Below are 17,271 nucleotides of genomic sequence, written 5' to 3'. Positions count from 1 at the left end.
GGGTTATCATCTTCGCTGGAAAATTTAATGGTTAGAAAAATATGTTTTCAGATCAACAAGCTTTACTCGACGCTGTGAATCAAATAATGCCCTTTGGAAAATATACAGGCAGGCCTTTATTAAAATTGCCAGAGCCTTATTTAGTTTGGTTTAAATCAAAAGGCTTTCCAGAGGGGAAGTTAGGGCAGCAATTGGAATTAATTTATGAAGTCAAACTCAATGGTCTTGAAGGTATGTTAGAACCTCTTTTACGTTCAAGCGGTTTAGGTATTCCAGAACATTAAAATAATTTTTTATAAAAATAAATTTTTAATATTTATAGGTAATAACGTTTTCGGTAACAAATTGTTTTATTTATTTAATCTAAAAGTTAATTTTTTTCATCCCTCAATAATTTATTATTAAGCACTTTTTTAACCTTTTCCTAACTTGATTTAGTCTCTTGATTCATCTTAACTGAATTGTCGGGTGCTGTTTAATTCGACAGTAATAAAATATATAACAAGGCAATGACGGAGAGTTAACCATGCAAAGAAAGAAAAGAGATCGTCTAGGTAGAGCAAATTCTAATGGCTATCAAGCAGGCCTTACCGGTAAAACGAAAGAAAAATGTCCTTATCAAAATACTGATGCTAAATCAGAATGGCTAGGTGGTTGGCGTGATGCCGTTACAGATAGAAATTTAGGATTATTCAAGTAATAGGGTAAATAACCGTGTGAATAAAAACAGCCCTTTTTATGCGTATTTAAAGGGCTTGATATTGTGATGTAAAAATTAATATTTTTCGGCTAAATGCCAATTTATCGCTTGTCTGTTTTTTGAAGATAACCATTCATTTGCTTTTGAAAAATGCTGACAGCCAAAAAAACCTCGGTAGGCTGACAATGGCGAAGGATGCGGACCATTTAATACTAAGTGTTTATCAGTATTAATATTTTTCCCCTTTTTTTGTGCATGAGCTCCCCAAAGTAAAAACACACACCCCCTGTTTTCTTCATTAATGCTTTTTATAACGGCATCAGTAAACGTTTCCCAGCCTAATTTAGCATGAGAGTGTGCCTGTGCCTTTTTTACTGTCAATACCGTATTAAGTAATAAAACACCTTGCTCTGCCCACTGCGTTAAGCAACCGTGATTGGGTTTATTGAAATCACTGAATTCATTGGCAAGTTCTTTATAAATATTAACTAAAGAGGGAGGAACTTTGATAGCTGCTTGCACAGAAAAAGCTAAACCATGGGCTTGATTTTCTCCGTGATAAGGGTCTTGACCTAAAACAACGACTTTAATATCTTTAAGATCTTGATAACAAAAAGCATTAAATACATCACTTTGTTCAGGAAAGATAATTTCACCGTCAGTTCTTTGTTGAGAAATCTCTTGGCTTAATTGAATGAAATAAGGGCTAGCTTGTTGTTCATTGATGAGTTTTTGCCATTGCGGCTTGATCTTCGTAGTCATAAAAAAGGCCGTTAATATAAATTAACAGCCATTATAAGCGTGTTTTTAACAGAGCAATAGCCATTTAATTAATGATGATATCAGTGATCGTTTAATAATAAATAGTCATGTAGGTCGCTAAAGTTAGCGGCCATATCTTTTGATAAAATAGTTTCGCTGGCGCAGTCAGCAAGTTCTTTAGGTAAGCCAATAGGTTGACCTAAAATACTTTCTACAACGTCTTTAAATTTTGCTGGATGTGCTGTTCCTAAAAATACGCCAAATTCGTCTTCGTTGGCATTGTACTGTAAGGCTTTATAGGCAATAGCCGCGTGTGGTTCGCTAATATAACCAAGCTTAGCAAGCTGTAAAACGGCTGACTGTGTTTGCTCTTCGTCGATAGATACAGCGTTAACACAATCGCGGGGTACAATGCCCGATTTTAGCATATGTTCTACGCGTGGCCAGTTGTTTGGATCGCTAACATCCATCGCATTTGAAATCGTTGCAACCGTAGTGTGGGGTGTCCACTCACCTGTTTTTAGGTAACGAGGTACAGTATCGTTGGCATTTGTTGCTGCAATAAATCTTTTTATTGGTAAACCGAGTGCTTTAGCAAATAAGCCTGCGGTTAAATTACCAAAGTTACCACTGGGAATCGAAACGACAACATCATTCAACTCCGTTTTACACTTTTGACGAGATAACTGAGCAAAACCTTCAAAGTAGTAACATACCTGAGCTAATAAGCGGCTTATATTTATTGAGTTAGCAGAGTTCAATCCTATGGTAGTGGCGAGCTCTTTATCATCAAATGATTTTTTTACTAAAGCCTGACAATCATCAAAACTGCCATCAATAGCAAGCGTTTCGATGTTACCACCTAAGGTCGTAAACATTTTTTCTTGTAGCAGGCTGATTTTGCCTTTTGGATATAGGATAACTACGCGAATATTTTCAACGTTATGAAAAGCATGGGCAACAGCAGCACCTGTATCACCAGACGTTGCTGTTAATATGGTGATCTTTTTGTCTTTGCTAAATACTTGTAAGCATTTAGCCATAAAGCGCGCACCAAAATCTTTAAAGGCGAGCGTTGGGCCATGGAAAAGTTCGAGTATTGCTCTGTCTTTATTGATCGGTTGAATTTGTGCGGGAAAGTTAAAAGCACTCGTGACAATGTCGGTTAATTGAGCTTTGGTTAAATCACCTTCAACAAAAGGGTAAAGTACTTGTACGCTTCTTTCTACCAATGGCATAGCAAGTAATTCGTCAATATTGTCTAAAACAGGGATTGTTTCTGGAAAAAAAAGCCCTTGGTTTTTACCCAGTCCTTGCTTTACGGCACCTGCAAAACTGACTTGTTCATCGTTTTCTTTTAGATTATAAAATTTCACAACATATTCCTAATAAATTTCTTTTTACTTTTAATAAAGTGACTAAGTAGGTAATTTACTCGCACCCGCTAAATCAGCCTGACAGACATGGACAAAACCAGAGTCTGTTTGTAAATAATTTTTCTGTAACCAACGTGCAGCGCTATTAGCTTTTTCAAGTGATTCGCAGACACAAAATAGCGTGGGTCCTGAGCCTGAAATCCCTATCGCTAAATGGCCTTGCTCTTCGAGATAAATTTTAGATTGTTCAAACTTAGGTAACAAGTGTTTACGGTATGGTTCTGCAATCACGTCTTTAAGCACTGAAAATGCTTGTTCTTTATCATGACGGTGACAAGCATCAACAAAAGTGGCTAAGTTTTGGCTGAAAGTAATGGCATCAGCGCGACTGTATTGAGCAGGCAAAACGTCTCGTGCTGCTTTTGTTGAGACATTAATGCCAGGATAAGCCATTACGTAATAACAATCATCAAATTGAGGTAAGTCTCTGCAAATGACCTGTTTGTCGGGCACCATTAATTTTAGCCCTCCTAGATAGCAAGGAGCGACATTGTCGTAGTGTAAACTGCCACTTATTTTTGCTTCCATTTCACCCATCATGAACAATAGAGTCTTTTCATTAAAATATTGCTGATAATATTCATTGAGTGCAACCAATGCAGCTACAACAGAACATGCGCTTGACCCTAACCCACTACCAACTGGCATTTTTTTATCTAATGTTAGCTGTACGTTCTGTATCGGTTGCTGTGCTTTTGCAAGCGCTTGGTTGTATAAAACCAAACAATGCCAAACAATATTATCTGTTGGCTTACCCGGCAATTTATTGGCAAATTCACCGATGACGATAAGTTTATTGTCTGCAGCTGACTCAATAGAAACTATATCACCAAGTAATGTGCCGTCAATAGGTCTAACAGCTAAGCCTAATACATCAAACCCTACATTGAGGTTACCAATTGATGCTGGCGCAAAAACGGAAAGAGCCATTAGTGTTGTTGCTCCCATGCTAATGTTCTTAATAAATCACCAAAAACGCCAGCAGCTGTTACGGCAGCTCCTGCACCATAACCACGTAATACGAAGGGTAATGGTTGGTAATAACGGCTATGGATAGCTAAAGCATTTTCACCCTCTTTAACACTATATAGAGGGTGGTCAGTTGCTACTGCTTCTATGGCTACTTTACATTGACCATCAACAATATTACCGATATAACGTAAAACTTTTCCTTCACTTTTTGCGTGAGTAATACGTTGAGAAAATTCATCGTCGATTTTTGGTAAGTTATTCATGAAGTCGCTTACTTCGCCACTTGCGTCAAAATCTTCTGGGAGTATTGATTCTATAGAGATGTCAGATAATTCTAGTTGCATTCCAGCTTCTCGTGCCATGATCAATAACTTACGGGCAACGTCCATTCCACTTAAATCATCACGAGGATCTGGTTCTGTAAAGCCATTTTCTTTTGCAATAGCGGTTGCTTGAGAAACAGTCATACCCTCTTCTAACTTACCAAATATATAAGAAAGTGAACCCGATAGTACGCCTTCAAAACGTACAAGCTCATCGCCTGCTTTAATTAAGCTTTGTAATGTGTCAATTACGGGTAAGCCTGCACCCACGGTTGTTTCATATAGGAAACGGCGGTTTGTTTTTTGTGCAGCACTTCGAAGCGCTTGATAATATTCCCAAGAATCGGTATTTGCTTTTTTATTGGGTGTCACAATATTAAAACCTTCTTCAAGGTAGTTAACATAACTCATGGCTAGAGATTCACTTGAAGTTGAATCAACTAAAACTGGATTTATCAGATGATTGTCACGGACAAACGCCTTTATACTTTCAACACTTACTAGTACTGATTCATTATTCATTTCTGCTTGCCAGTTTTCTAAATCAACGCCTTCTTTATTAAAGACCATGCCTTTACTGTTGGCAATACCATAAACTTTTAAGGAAATATTTTGTGATTTTAGTTTAGGTTGTTGACGCGCTATTTGTGCAATAAGTTCACTTCCAACAACCCCACAGCCAACAAGAAATACATCAATAGTCGGTTTATGGGTGAAGAAGTTTTGATGACTGACTTTCATTGCATCAGTACATTTACGTTTTTCTACTACAACAGAAATACTTCGCTCAGACGAGTCTTGTGCGATGGCAATAACATTGACACGAGCTTGCGCTAACGAGCTAAAAAACTTAGCGGCAACGCCTTGTTGATGGTGCATTCCATCACCCACTAACGACACGATTGATAACTCGTGTTGTAATTTAAGTGGCTCAAGTAAACCGTTGAGCAATTCTAATTCAAACTCTTGTTGAAGGCTGTGTTGTGCTAATTCAGCATCACTGGTATGAATACAAAAACTGATACAGTATTCGCTTGATGATTGACTAATTAATACCAGAGAAATGTTTTCTTGGCTCATAGTTGCAAAAACACGACTCGCCATGCCAACCATGCCTTTCATGCCAGGGCCTGAAACATTAATCATGGTTAAGTCATCAAGATTAGATATCGCTTTAACTTTTTTAGTTTTGTCATCTTCATTCGATATTAATGTCCCTGGCGCAGAAGGGTTACCCGTATTTTTAATCAAACAAGGAATATGAAATTGAGCAATGGGGCCAATTGTTTTAGGGTGCAGCACACTAGCACCAAAGTATGAAAGTTCCATTGCTTCTTGATAAGACAAATAATCCAGTAATTTTGCTTCTTTAATTAGGCGAGGATCTGCGTTAAAAACCCCGTCTACATCCGTCCATATTTCACAACAATCCGCTTGAGCGCAAACAGCGAGAACGGCTGCAGAATAATCAGAACCGTTTCTGCCAAGCGTAGTGACTTGCCCTTGTTTATTTACACCAATGAAACCGGGCATTAGGGCGACTTTATTGAGTTTTTTGTAATGGTGTTGAAAGTTTTCTTTTGATAACACTAAGTCTGCAACGGCATTGAGTGAAGCATCATTAGTGATTAAAAAATTTTCTGGAACGAGTACAGATGTCTCAATATTTTGTGTGTTTAATACTGATTCAAGTAAGGCAACACTTAATCGTTCACCTATGCTGATAATAATTGCTCGGATATGATCTGGACAATAAGACAGCATTGTCGCGCCTTGCAAATAACGCGACAGTTTATGATCCCAATTTACGAGCATTTGTTCTGCGTGTAATGGACTAAAATTTGGCACTGTTGCATCAAGATCTTCAATAATACTATTAATAGCTTTTCTAAAGTGTTCTAGATCATTTTGTAATTTTATTTCATCACTAATGTTTTCTGCCATAGCAACTAAATGGTTTGTTACGCCTTGAGGCGCTGAAACAACCACTGCAACCGGAGAGTCGTTACTTTGGTCAGATATGATTTTGGCCACTTGCACAAAGCGTTCTGCTGATGCTAGAGACGAACCGCCAAATTTTAATACACGCATTTTACTTCCTCTTTATTACACCATGCTTTGCGAGCCAAAACGTTTTGTAATGATTAAAACCTTAAAACAAAAAAAACCCGTTACCTAGAAGGTCACGGGCTTTTATTTAATGTGTTTTTTACACGTCAGCCGATGACCATCATCCCATTGAGGGTGATAGTAATAATAATGGTAATTCGGCAGATAAATGTTTTCATGAGTATAAAATGCCTGAGCAGTGTTTTACTGTCAACAGTTATTTATGAATAAAAAGTTATACTTTATTCATAAAAATGGGGATTGGTTGTTTTTTTTGTATATTAAAAAGATTTTATTCAGTATTTTAAGTTTCAACAAGCTGTTTTGCAACGCAAACAATATTTCTTCCAGAAGCTTTAGCATCATATAGGGCAAGGTCTGTATTCGATATCAAGTCTTCGTAACGGTTATCGTCTTCGCTAATAACAGCGACGCCAACGCTTGCTGTAACTTTTATTTCAGATTCTTGAAAGTTAATTACATTTTTACTGATAGCGACTCTAATTCTTTCAGCAACATCTAAAGCGCCGACTATATCGGTATTTGGCAAAATAATAGCAAACTCTTCACCACCGTAACGTCCAAATAAATCACCTAAACGTAGTAGTGAGCTAATGACTCTTGCCGTTTCAATCAGCACCAAGTCGCCACCTAAGTGTCCGTAAGTATCATTAAGTAATTTGAAATGATCTAAATCGAACATGATGAGTGCTAAACCATGCTGATATCGACGAGCACGAGAAAATTCTTTTTCTAAACATTCTTCCCAATGCTTACGATTAAATATTTGTGTAAGACCATCAATACGGTTTGCTTGTGCAAGCTCTTCTAATGTTTTGTTGAGCATTGTTTGGTAATGACATACATCGGTAACATCCTCAATAAGGATGCACACGTTGTCACTTCCATCTTTTCGTTCAAGCGGAAGAAATGTACAGTTTTGTGCCATAAAATGACTGTTTGTCGAAATAGGGCGAGTATGGGGTAATTCAAAAAGGTGATGTCTTTGTTCCCATGAACAAAACGATTGTGATTTCAATTGAAATACACTCTCAACTTTTCTTTTCAGCCATTTTTGAGGTAATTCAGGAAAAACTTGAAAAAGGTTATGTCCAACGACATCATCTGTTTTTTTATTCGCATGAATTTCTAAGTATCTATTCCAAAATACAATGTTGTATTGATTATCAATAATCAAAATACCGGTGTTTATTTTGTTGGTAATATCGGTACAAATATCATTTGGAGACATTAAAATTCTTCTAAAATTCTGTCGATAACAGCTTTGATGTTGTTAATTGCCAATTCAGGTATAAACAAAATCATATCGCAATTAAATGAATAGTCAGTAACTTGATACGTTATTTTAACTTTTAATGCTAAATCCCAATTAAAAGATTGTTGAGCAAGATGATCCGATACAGCACTTTGTGAACCGGCTAATAAACGCGGTGCACTGTAAGACATTTGGTTATCTATTTGCTTAGCAAAAACATTTAAAAAAGTGGTTGTTAAAATCGAACTTAAGTCAATAATCTGTTCTTCCACTGATAACTCATCAGGTTCATAACCCAGTAAGTCGGCAAGACGATCAGAATCTTTGGGTTTATAAACTAATAACGCTTCACCACGAATACCTTCATAACCAAAGAAACCCTGACTGACAACTGCAGCAGAGTTTTCGTTATTACTTAAGGTTTCAATAAGACTAAGCGTACTGACTTGTTCAATACTGGGTACTTTCAAATAAACGAAGGTGTCTAAGAACCTTGCAAGTTGGTCACTTGCTTGACCCATAGCAACATTGATTATTTCTTGTAAACAATCTTGTTGATCTTCATTTAAATTAAGTTCACTCATAAAAAACCGTGATTTTTCAAATTAGTATTAAGGATATCTAATTGAACAGGTTTGCGCATAAAAGCTTTCGCGCCTAGTTCAAGTACTTTATTTTGCATTTCTGGTTGAATATCAGCAGATATAACAAAAATTGCTGGTGTAATATTTTCATCTTTTAGTGTTTGTAGAACACCTAAACCGTCTAAAACAGGCATAGTAAGATCAAGGAATAAGATGTCAAATTGTTGACTTCGCAAAAGTTCAACGGCCTCTTGGCCATTTTTTGCTAATTGTGCGTTGGCAGATAGTTGCTCTGGTAAGCTTCGTAAAACTTGTTTACGCGCCATATTAGAGTCATCACAAACGAGAACTGAAAAGCTCATGTGATTGGTATTCCTTTATTATTTTTATTTTATAATACTAATCTACCTTAAATTATGTGCACTGTTAATGAATAAAGCATAAAAAGTCACTAAATTAAGCTTTTATTGACAAAGTACATCAACAAAAGCTTAATTTAACAAAAAATAGGAAATCTTATTGTATGTATTATTTTCTTTTCTGCATTCATTATACGCCAAATATCACTGTAATTAGCATAATCGACATTATCGCAGAAAGGGTATAAATTACCGCTGCTTTCCAGTTGTAGGTTTTTAGTTTCATTTCTTCTCTCTTCATCTCTTGATAATAACAATGGATAGTAGGTTGTCATTCTCTGGTGAATTTAAATTAGTGGGTAAAAGATAAGCGATATTCGTGCCAATAATTTATTGTAAGGTTAGGTATTCTTAGGTTTTTTCATTTTTATTATACTGAAACTTTTTAAATTGAGCTTAGAACAGTCTTTATCTGTGTGCCTATTTTTTACTGTGAGGGGAACGTGGTGGTTAAATCGTAGGCCATTGCAATTGATTTTGGTTAGATTTTAGCCAAGCTTTTGCTAACAAGTAGTTAGGATAGTGCAAGACAACTAATTGCCAAAACTCAGCTGAATGATTCATGTGCCGGAGGTGGCAAAGTTCGTGAACTATTACGTAATCGATGATCCATTTAGGTGCCATTGCTAATAAAGAACTAAAACTCAGTTCTTTTCTACTATTACAACTTCCCCAGCGTGATTTATATAATCTTACATTAAATGACTTAGGTAAAACGCCAATCTTTTCTGCGTAGTGACACAGGTTTTGATCAATATAAAGGTGAGTTTGTTGCTTTAACCAAGCTTGAAGTTGCTGCTTCACATATTTATCTTGCTGTTTTAGATCAGCTGCAATTTTTGTTTTTAATTTGTCAGAAAGCGTGACAATGATAATATCTTCATCAAAGGTGACGTCAGGAAATAACCCATAATGAATATCAAGGGTCTTACGTTCACCATTAATCAGTAATTGGCTGCCTTGTTGATAATGATCATTTCTAGCGGCAGGTTGGGCGTTTTGTTCGGCAATTTTTCTGTGTAGCCAAATGCTTTTTGATTTAACAATGTAAGCAATATCTTGCTCGGATACATATTTTGGCGCACGGATAATTATTTTTCCGTGCTTAACCTGTAAGCCAACCGTTTTTCTTTTGACACTACGAATAAGCTGATATGGCAACATAACTAAATATATTTAAAGTTGGTGTGCATAAATTCAAGTCATTTAACTTGCTTTAGCTTTTCGTGGTGCTTTTACTTTTACAACTGCTTCAGTTTCTAAAGGTAATTCACTACTTTTTACTTTTTCAGTAGGTGCGGTTACGTTCTTCTTTGCTGGGGTCTCTGGCTTAGCTTTTTTGGCCTGCAATGCAACAAGCACTTCTTCGCGATTTTTAGCTAAGTAAATACAAAGTTCTTCACGCACTTTTTCATCAATATTTAATGTGGTTCCTTCAAACATTTCGGCTAAGCTATCAGCCATATCAAGCATTTTGTCATACTCGTCTGCTGCTTTTTTGTCCATGAATGTTTCTACCTCCACACCTTGTCTAATGACGACAAATCGACTTTCAACTGCCATTACTTTTCCTTACCTGATCACTATTACGCTTGATAGTTTTATCATAGATGATAAAACGGCCTATACAATATAATTTAAGCTGTATATGAATACAGTACTATACGAGGTTTTTAATTAAATACAATCGTTTTATAAAACCTCGTTATTCTTAAGCACTATTTTACGGTGGTGACTATAACAACCTCACTCTAAACTTACGGCCTTTTAACTTGCCGTCACTGAGTTTTTTAAAGGCTTGTTTGGCAAATTTTCGGCTAATCGCCACATAAGCCCAGTTATCTGATAATTGGATCTTACCTACTTCGCTACCTGAAATAGTTTTATCGCCAGTAAGTGCGCCAAGAATATCGCCAGCACGAACTTTTTGCTTTTTACCGCCGTCTATTTGTATCGTCGCCATTTTAGGCGCATACACTGAAGCGTTTAATACGCTAGCATCAGGCAGTAATTCACCTTCAATAGTACGGTCAAGATAATCTTCTAATAAACCTATTTTGTAACTTTCTTTTTCACTAAAAAAAGAACAAGCAATACCGGTGCTGCCTGCTCGTCCTGTTCGGCCAATACGGTGCACATGTATTTCGCTATCGCGAGCGATATGATAATTAAAAACTGCATCTAGGGCATCAATATCTAAACCACGCGCGGCAACATCAGTCGCGACTAAAATTGAGATACTCTTATTAGAAAAGCGCACTAATACTTCAGTACGATCTCTTTGCTCTAAATCGCCATGTAAATCTTGTACATTAAAACCATAATTGCGTAGCTCATCGACAACTATTTGTACGTCTTTTTTGGTATTACAAAAAACGATACTCGATTCTGGTTGATGCTTTAATAATAATAAGCGAATACCATCGATTCGTTCACTGTCATTTTCTACTTTATAAAAGTGCTGTGAAATAGTGCTTTCTTCATGGTTGCCTTCAACCGTTACTTTCGTTGGCGACTGCATTATTTTTTTAGCAATATCGGCAATTTCTGGTGGGTAAGTCGCACTAAATAATAAGGTTTGTCGTTGTTGAGGAATTTGGCTAATAATAAAATCAACAGACGCTTGAAAGCCCATTTCTAGCATACGATCGGCTTCATCGAGTACGAGCATGTTCACATCGTCTAACTTTAACGTCCCTTTACCTAAGTGATCTTCGATTCTGCCAGGTGTTCCAACGATAATGTGAGCACCATGTTCTAGTGAGCCAACTTGTGGACCAAAAGGCATACCGCCACACAGGGTCAGTATTTTGATGTTATGAATAGCACGGGCTAATTTACGAATTTCTTTCGCTACTTGGTCAGCCAATTCACGCGTTGGACAAAGAATAAGTGATTGAATACGAAAACGTTTTACGTCAAGCTTCTCTAAAACACCTAAGCCAAATGCCGCTGTTTTTCCTGAGCCAGTCTTACCTTGGGCAATAACATCGCCACCGGCAATAATGGTGGGTAAGCTCTGTGCTTGAATGTCGGTCATCTGTTGATAACCCATAGATTCTAAATTTTGAATTAACTCAGGTTTGAGTTTTAAGGTGGAAAAACTAAGCTGGCTCAACGGGAATTCCTTGGCATAAAAATAATGCGTTATTTTACCTTGTTTACTTATACCAAGTCTACTTAGTTAGTTCCCTCTCAGATTTTCCCAGCGCTTTGAGAACAAATAGAATTATTTTGTATATAGCTATTCTATATGAAAGTCATTGTCTGTAGTTATCGAATCGCTGGAAAACTCCCGAAGGGCGAGTTTACAAGGCTTACAGGCTGCGTTATTGATTTTGATAAGGGAATAACCATTTTCATCAATCAATGCCTTGCCTCTAAACCTTCTAAATATCGCTGAGCGGGAAGAAACTAAGTAGAATTGGTATCATTACTCGATAAAAAAACGCTTGATGTTAAGTACACATTTTTCTGGCTGTTCAAGCGGTAACATATGGCCAGTGTTGTTAAGTACTGATAAAGAAATAAGTGGTGATTGTGCTGCAATGGCTTCAATACGACTGATCTTAACCAGTAAGTCGTTATCGCCAATTAAGAATTGAATAGGAAAATGCAGCTTTGGTAGTTTTATTAATAAATTTTCACGCTGGGTGGTTACTGTTAATTGATGAATAAGCGTTTCTTTACCAAGGTTTATATCCATTTCATGCACACAGTTAATGATGTCATGGTTTTTTTGTTTACTAACATCAAGCAGGGCGATGATTCGTTTTGTGGGGATCCCTGAATAACCATGAGTTTTTAAATAAGCGATCGTTCGACTTCGCTGTTTTAATTCAGCCTCTGCTAACGAGTAAGACATATTAGAAATAAGCAGTAATTTGTTGATTTTTTCTGGGTATTTCAATGCATAAGCCGAAGCTAAATAACCGCCTAAAGAAAACCCAACTAAATTTATTTTTCCTGCAGGGAATTGTTGCTTAAGTGCCGTAACTATTTCATCAATATTTTTTTTTACCGGGATGGCAATGTGAATAAGCTCAATATTTTCAGGTAAGTGCTCAGCGCAAGCCTGCCATAAACGTTGATCGCACATGGTACCTGGCAGGCAATATATTTTAACGGTCATAATGGTTTTTAGCCGTATTTTTCATCAAGATGTTAAAGCTCGCTTCGCCTTTAAAGGCTGTTATTGAATAACGTCATCAAATAATTGCACATTCACTATTTCGTTTGCGAATACCGTTCCTTGACTCGCCGGTAAAATAATATAGCAGTTAGCTGAGGACATACTGGTTAAGATGCCAGAGCCTTGACCACCTGTACTGGTAACGGTCATTTTACCTTGCTCATTTGTTGACAAGACCGCCCGCTGAAAATCCATGCGTCCGGCACGTTTGTTTAATTGCGTTGCTGTTTTTACTCTCAATAAAGGCATTTTTTTGGGTTGGGCATTCTGCAATTTTAATAACGCAGGGACCGCTAATTGATGCGCTGTAACCAAAGCAGAAACTGGATTACCGGGTAAACCAAAAAAGTAGCTGTTGGGGAGTCTTCCAAAGGCAAAAGGTTTACCTGGTTTCATGGCTATTTTCCAAAAACCAATTTCACCTAATTGTTCAAGTATCAGTTTAGTATAGTCGGCGTCACCTACAGAAACGCCACCCGAAGAAATAACCACATCGGCTTGCTGGTCTGCTTGCTCGAAGGCTGTGCGTATTGCCTGTTCGTCATCGGCGATAATACCAAAGTTAATAACCGTGATATTGAGCTTAGCTAACATCGCGATTAGCGCATAACTGTTACTTTCATAAATATCACCTTCAGCGAGCGCTTCCCCAGGAGATTTTAGTTCATCACCGGTTGCTAATACCGCCACCGTAATTTTACGAAAAACTTCTACTGTGGGTACACCCAAAGAGGCGAGTACGCCAATATCAATTGCAGAGAGCCTTTTACCTTGGGTAAATACTTGTTGGTTTATGGCAATATCTTCGCCAGAAAAACGTATGTTATCGTTAAGCTCTCGCGTTTCTAGAAAGGTAATGCTGGTATCGTTTGCTTGGCAGTTTTCTTGCATTTCTACAGTATCACAACCGCTTGGCAATTTTGCACCTGTCATAATACGTATACATTCACCTGCTTTACATTCCCCTTGAAAAGGGGCGCCAGCCATCGACCGACCGACCATTGTTAATTTATTACTCGCTTGTAAACTTGCTAAGGTAAACGCATAACCATCCATAGCTGAATTATGATGAGGAGGTACATTTAATGGGCTTGATATATTGCTGGCTAACACGCGATTTAAGCTTTGCGCTAAAGGAATAGATTCAGACTCAGTTATTGGTTTTATAGCCAATAACATTTTTTCCATCGCTTGTTCGAAAGGTAATAGTCCGGGAGCAGAACAACAATCAACCATAGGTAACTCTTTTTTTATTATGCGCTAAATTAGCGCCGCTTGCGTGTAATACCCATAAGTGCTCAATGGGAGTCACTTAGTGGCATAAGAATATATTATTATGCCGCAAATCTGCGGCCAAAGAACATGCTTTAAGTCATCATTTTTTGATGCAAATCAAATTACTTATTACCAAGGCGTATTTTAATAGTGAAATAGTTTACTATACTACCATTTATTAATTGAATTATTCGCCGAGCTTTTCTAGCTAAATCTTTTTTTAGAATGCTATTTAAGCCGTGGTTCATAGTAATTTTGCTATAACCACCAGGGTTAACAAGGAAACTTGTTAGCCTCCCTACATTTGGAAAGGTGAGATGTTAACAGACAACTTCGGTCGCAAGTTTTATTACTTGCGCCTCTCTATAACTGACGTTTGCAACTTCCGTTGCACCTATTGCTTACCTGATGGTTATTCGTGCGATCATGATCGTGACTTTTTATCCTTTGACGAAATTAAGCGTGTAGCCAATGCTTTTGCTCAAATGGGTACAGAGAAAATTCGTATCACGGGCGGGGAACCTTCACTGCGCAAAGATTTACCTGAAATTATCGCTGCATGTAAGCAAACTCCGGGTATTAAAAAAGTTGCGATAACGACCAATGGCTATAAATTACCTGAGCATTTACAAAGTTGGTTAGATGCCGGGATCGACGCGATTAATATTAGTATTGATAGTCTCGACCCGCGCATGTTTCATTCGATCACCGGTCATAATAAATTACCCCATATTTTAAAAGGTATTGATATGGCGTTGGCCGATGGTCGTACAACGATTAAGATTAATACGGTATTAATGCGTGAATACAACGGTCACGATATTAAAACCTTTCTTGATTGGCTGAAAGTGACTCCAGTGACTTTACGTTTTATTGAGTTAATGCAAACCGGTGATAACCAGGAATTTTTTGATGCGCAACATGTACAAGGTGCACGCATTAAACAAAATTTAATACTCGATGGTTGGTTGCCGGTCGTCAATGATAAAGCAGCAGGGCCAGCACAAGAATTTTATCATCCTGATTATTTAGGAAAAATTGGTTTAATTATGCCGTACAGTAAAGACTTTTGTAATACCTGTAATCGTTTAAGAGTAAGCTCATTAGGTAAATTGCATTTATGCCTATTTACCGAAGAAGGTTTACCACTCAAAGCATACTTACAACAAGATGATGTCGAACCGTTAAAAGAACAAATTCGCGCCATGATGACCGATAAAAAAGCCACACATTTCTTGCAGGACAAACTGACCGGTGCCACCAAAAACCTAGCGATGTTGGGCGGCTAAGATGAGTACAACTTTGTATAATCAAGCGTGTTTAGGCGTGGTATTAGCTGGCGGGAAATCTTCTCGGATGGGCACTGATAAAGCCTTGTTAATGCGTGAAAATACTGCGGTGAATGGGCAAGCACGTGGCAAAGAAAATATGCTTAGTTACAGTAAAAACTTGCTGAAAAATATAGGTGTAAATAATATTGTTGTCAGTGGTTATGTTGATGGAACTGATGTGAACAGCGTAAATTATGTTACTGACCAATTTGCCGACCTTGGCCCAATGGGTGGCATTTATAGCGTGATTAAAAAATACCAGCCTAAATCATTACTCATTTTACCGGTTGATTTACCTTTAATGACCAAGGAAACACTTGCGCAGTTAAAAATCAAAGGTGAATTAGCCCAAAAAGCCTGCTTTTTCATCGATCATTTTCTACCGCTTTATTTACCTAATAATGCTTTTGTTGAGCAATTTTTTACTACGCACTTTATGCAATACTTACAAGGTAATACCAGTGGCTTAACCAAAAGTAATAGCAAGATAAAAAAGGGCCCTTCTATTCGTTCTATGTTTGCACAAGTACCGTATCAGGCTTTAGCAATAAAGTCGTCACAGTGCTTATTTAATAGCAACACACCGCAAGAATGGCAACAAGCACAGTTGGGCATTAATTCTTTAAGTAAAAAAATGTAAAAGTCGTCATACTGAACTTGTCTCTAGTCACGAGACCCTGAAACGCAGGTGATTGTTGCCGACTGAGCCTAAATACCTACATCCATGTAGGCGAGTGCAAAATGATGAGTATTCATTGATCTAGAAGATAATTTAAATATTAATAAAATTTAGGAAAAACCATGAGCTCTTTACATAGCGGTAACGCTTTTATTCCCTTATCAATTGCCGTACTAACTGTTTCTGACACCCGCGATGAATCTAATGATACTTCTGGGCAAGTACTGGTTGAACGCTTAATAGAGGCCGGTCATAAACTCAGCGATAAAGTGATTGTTAAGGATGATGTTTATCAATTACGCGCCATTGTTTCAAAATGGATAGCTGATGATACTGTACAGGCGATAATTTCTACTGGCGGTACTGGCTTTACGGCTCGTGATAATACACCTGAAGCATTATTGCCCTTATTTGACAAAAATGTTGAAGGCTTTGGTGAAGTTTTTCGTGCTATTTCACTTGATGAAATTGGCACATCAACGATTCAGTCGCGTGCCTTTGGTGGTATTGCAAATAGCACCGTTATTATGTGTGTGCCTGGTTCAACCAATGCTTGTCGAACGGCATGGGATAAACTGATAAAAGAACAACTTGATGCGAGCCATCGCCCTTGTAATTTTGTGCCACATTTAAAAATGGCAGAAGTGTGTGAGACACGTGATTAATGAGCCATCCTAGCGAACAGCTTAATACAAACGAGCCAACGTTAAGCCATGTAAACAAACGTGGTGAAGCGAATATGGTTGACGTTACTGAAAAAGCGATGACGTCACGCTCAGCGACTGCCGAAGGTTATATTCAAATGTCGGCGCGCACTTTGTCGTTAATCACTCAAGGTGACAATAAAAAGGGCGATGTGTTTTCTGTCGCTCGTATTGCTGGCATTCAAGCTGCTAAAAAATGCAGTGATTTAATTCCGCTTTGTCATCCGTTAATGTTGACAAAAGTAAAAGTGGATTTCACTATCGATGAAGAAAACAGCCAAGTGCATGTGACCAGTTTGTGTAAGTTAACTGGGCAAACGGGGGTTGAAATGGAAGCCTTAACCGCTGTTTCAGTGGCTTGTTTAACCTTATTTGATATGTGCAAAGCGGCAGACCCTTTAATGGAAATTCATGGTATTCGTGTCATGACCAAAGAAGGGGGTAAATCAGGCTCTTGGCAAGCAAAAGCTGAGCAAGCTTTACAGGAACATAAGAATGAAGGATAACGC

General features: G+C 37.7%; 18 protein-coding genes and 1 riboswitch. Of the genes, 6 read left to right on the top strand and 12 right to left on the bottom strand.

What is annotated here, in order from left to right; genetic code table 11:
* The first annotated feature begins 41 nt into the window (after nt 1-41).
* Together H4J73_RS15340 and rmf are read left to right on the top strand one after the other, a co-directional pair.
* Nucleotides 42-284 (top strand): DUF3820 family protein, encoded by a 243-nt coding sequence (locus H4J73_RS15340; RefSeq protein ID WP_182177197.1) that lies wholly within the window; start codon nt 42-44, stop codon nt 282-284.
* Nucleotides 285-526: 242 nt separating this feature from the next.
* Complete coding sequence (gene rmf / locus H4J73_RS15335) at nt 527-700, top strand: ribosome modulation factor (RefSeq protein WP_182177196.1); 174 nt, start codon at nt 527-529, stop codon at nt 698-700.
* A 75-nt stretch (nt 701-775) separates the two neighbouring features.
* On the opposite strand, the gene ung is transcribed toward rmf, so the two are convergent.
* From ung to moeA, 12 genes are all read right to left on the bottom strand, one after another.
* Nucleotides 776-1,462 carry a uracil-DNA glycosylase gene (gene ung / locus H4J73_RS15330; protein WP_182177195.1) on the bottom strand — a complete coding sequence of 229 codons (687 nt, stop codon included), beginning with the start codon at nt 1,460-1,462 and terminating at the stop codon, nt 776-778.
* A gap of 80 nt (nt 1,463-1,542) precedes the next feature.
* The gene (gene thrC / locus H4J73_RS15325; RefSeq protein ID WP_182177194.1) at nt 1,543-2,838 is read right to left on the bottom strand and encodes a threonine synthase; all 1,296 of its coding nucleotides are present in this window, start codon (nt 2,836-2,838) and stop codon (nt 1,543-1,545) included.
* A 42-nt stretch (nt 2,839-2,880) separates the two neighbouring features.
* The gene (gene thrB, locus H4J73_RS15320) at nt 2,881-3,828 is read right to left on the bottom strand and encodes a homoserine kinase (RefSeq protein WP_182177193.1); all 948 of its coding nucleotides are present in this window, start codon (nt 3,826-3,828) and stop codon (nt 2,881-2,883) included.
* The gene (gene thrA / locus H4J73_RS15315; protein WP_182177192.1) at nt 3,828-6,284 is read right to left on the bottom strand and encodes a bifunctional aspartate kinase/homoserine dehydrogenase I; all 2,457 of its coding nucleotides are present in this window, start codon (nt 6,282-6,284) and stop codon (nt 3,828-3,830) included. The genes thrB and thrA overlap by 1 nt, the downstream gene beginning before the upstream one ends.
* Before the next feature lie 322 nt (nt 6,285-6,606).
* Nucleotides 6,607-7,554, bottom strand: coding sequence for a sensor domain-containing diguanylate cyclase (locus H4J73_RS15310; RefSeq protein ID WP_182177191.1), 948 nt, complete (start codon nt 7,552-7,554; stop codon nt 6,607-6,609).
* Complete coding sequence (locus H4J73_RS15305; RefSeq protein WP_182177190.1) at nt 7,554-8,162, bottom strand: chemotaxis protein; 609 nt, start codon at nt 8,160-8,162, stop codon at nt 7,554-7,556. The genes H4J73_RS15310 and H4J73_RS15305 overlap by 1 nt, the downstream gene beginning before the upstream one ends.
* On the bottom strand, nt 8,159-8,524 hold the full coding sequence (locus H4J73_RS15300; protein WP_182177189.1) for a response regulator: 366 nt from the start codon (nt 8,522-8,524) through the stop codon (nt 8,159-8,161). Before H4J73_RS15300 ends, H4J73_RS15305 begins: the two co-directional genes overlap by 4 nt.
* Nucleotides 8,525-9,031: 507 nt before the next feature.
* Nucleotides 9,032-9,745, bottom strand: coding sequence for a M48 family metallopeptidase (locus tag H4J73_RS15295; RefSeq protein ID WP_182177188.1), 714 nt, complete (start codon nt 9,743-9,745; stop codon nt 9,032-9,034).
* A gap of 42 nt (nt 9,746-9,787) precedes the next feature.
* On the bottom strand, nt 9,788-10,144 hold the full coding sequence (locus tag H4J73_RS15290) for a YebG family protein (RefSeq protein ID WP_182223611.1): 357 nt from the start codon (nt 10,142-10,144) through the stop codon (nt 9,788-9,790).
* Nucleotides 10,145-10,316: 172 nt separating this feature from the next.
* Nucleotides 10,317-11,699 carry an ATP-dependent RNA helicase DbpA gene (gene dbpA / locus H4J73_RS15285; RefSeq protein WP_182177186.1) on the bottom strand — a complete coding sequence of 461 codons (1,383 nt, stop codon included), beginning with the start codon at nt 11,697-11,699 and terminating at the stop codon, nt 10,317-10,319.
* A 315-nt stretch (nt 11,700-12,014) separates the two neighbouring features.
* Nucleotides 12,015-12,713 carry an alpha/beta fold hydrolase gene (locus H4J73_RS15280; protein WP_182223612.1) on the bottom strand — a complete coding sequence of 233 codons (699 nt, stop codon included), beginning with the start codon at nt 12,711-12,713 and terminating at the stop codon, nt 12,015-12,017.
* Nucleotides 12,714-12,773: 60 nt separating this feature from the next.
* A complete protein-coding gene (moeA, locus tag H4J73_RS15275) occupies nt 12,774-14,009 on the bottom strand; it encodes a molybdopterin molybdotransferase MoeA (RefSeq protein ID WP_182177184.1) in 1,236 nt (411 codons plus the stop codon).
* A 219-nt stretch (nt 14,010-14,228) separates the two neighbouring features.
* A riboswitch (molybdenum cofactor riboswitch) is annotated at nt 14,229-14,379 on the top strand.
* Here moeA and moaA point away from each other — a divergent pair.
* The 4 genes from moaA to moaC all read left to right on the top strand — a co-directional run bounded on the left by moaA (nt 14,366) and on the right by moaC (nt 17,268).
* A complete protein-coding gene (gene moaA / locus H4J73_RS15270; RefSeq protein ID WP_182223613.1) occupies nt 14,366-15,337 on the top strand; it encodes a GTP 3',8-cyclase MoaA in 972 nt (323 codons plus the stop codon). Its footprint overlaps the riboswitch before it by 14 nt.
* A gap of 1 nt (nt 15,338) precedes the next feature.
* Complete coding sequence (locus H4J73_RS15265) at nt 15,339-16,019, top strand: molybdenum cofactor guanylyltransferase (protein ID WP_182177182.1); 681 nt, start codon at nt 15,339-15,341, stop codon at nt 16,017-16,019.
* A gap of 161 nt (nt 16,020-16,180) precedes the next feature.
* Nucleotides 16,181-16,723, top strand: coding sequence for a molybdenum cofactor biosynthesis protein B (moaB, locus tag H4J73_RS15260; protein ID WP_182177181.1), 543 nt, complete (start codon nt 16,181-16,183; stop codon nt 16,721-16,723).
* Nucleotides 16,723-17,268: a cyclic pyranopterin monophosphate synthase MoaC gene (gene moaC / locus H4J73_RS15255; protein ID WP_182177180.1), complete on the top strand. Its 546-nt coding sequence runs from the start codon at nt 16,723-16,725 to the stop codon at nt 17,266-17,268. The genes moaB and moaC overlap by 1 nt, the downstream gene beginning before the upstream one ends.
* Nucleotides 17,269-17,271 lie beyond the last annotated feature (3 nt).

The organism is Colwellia sp. MB3u-41 (assembly GCF_014076845.1).
GTDB lineage: Bacteria > Pseudomonadota > Gammaproteobacteria > Enterobacterales > Alteromonadaceae > Colwellia_A.
Note: the sequence above shows the minus strand (reverse complement) of the source record. Positions and strands in the feature narration are given on the sequence as shown.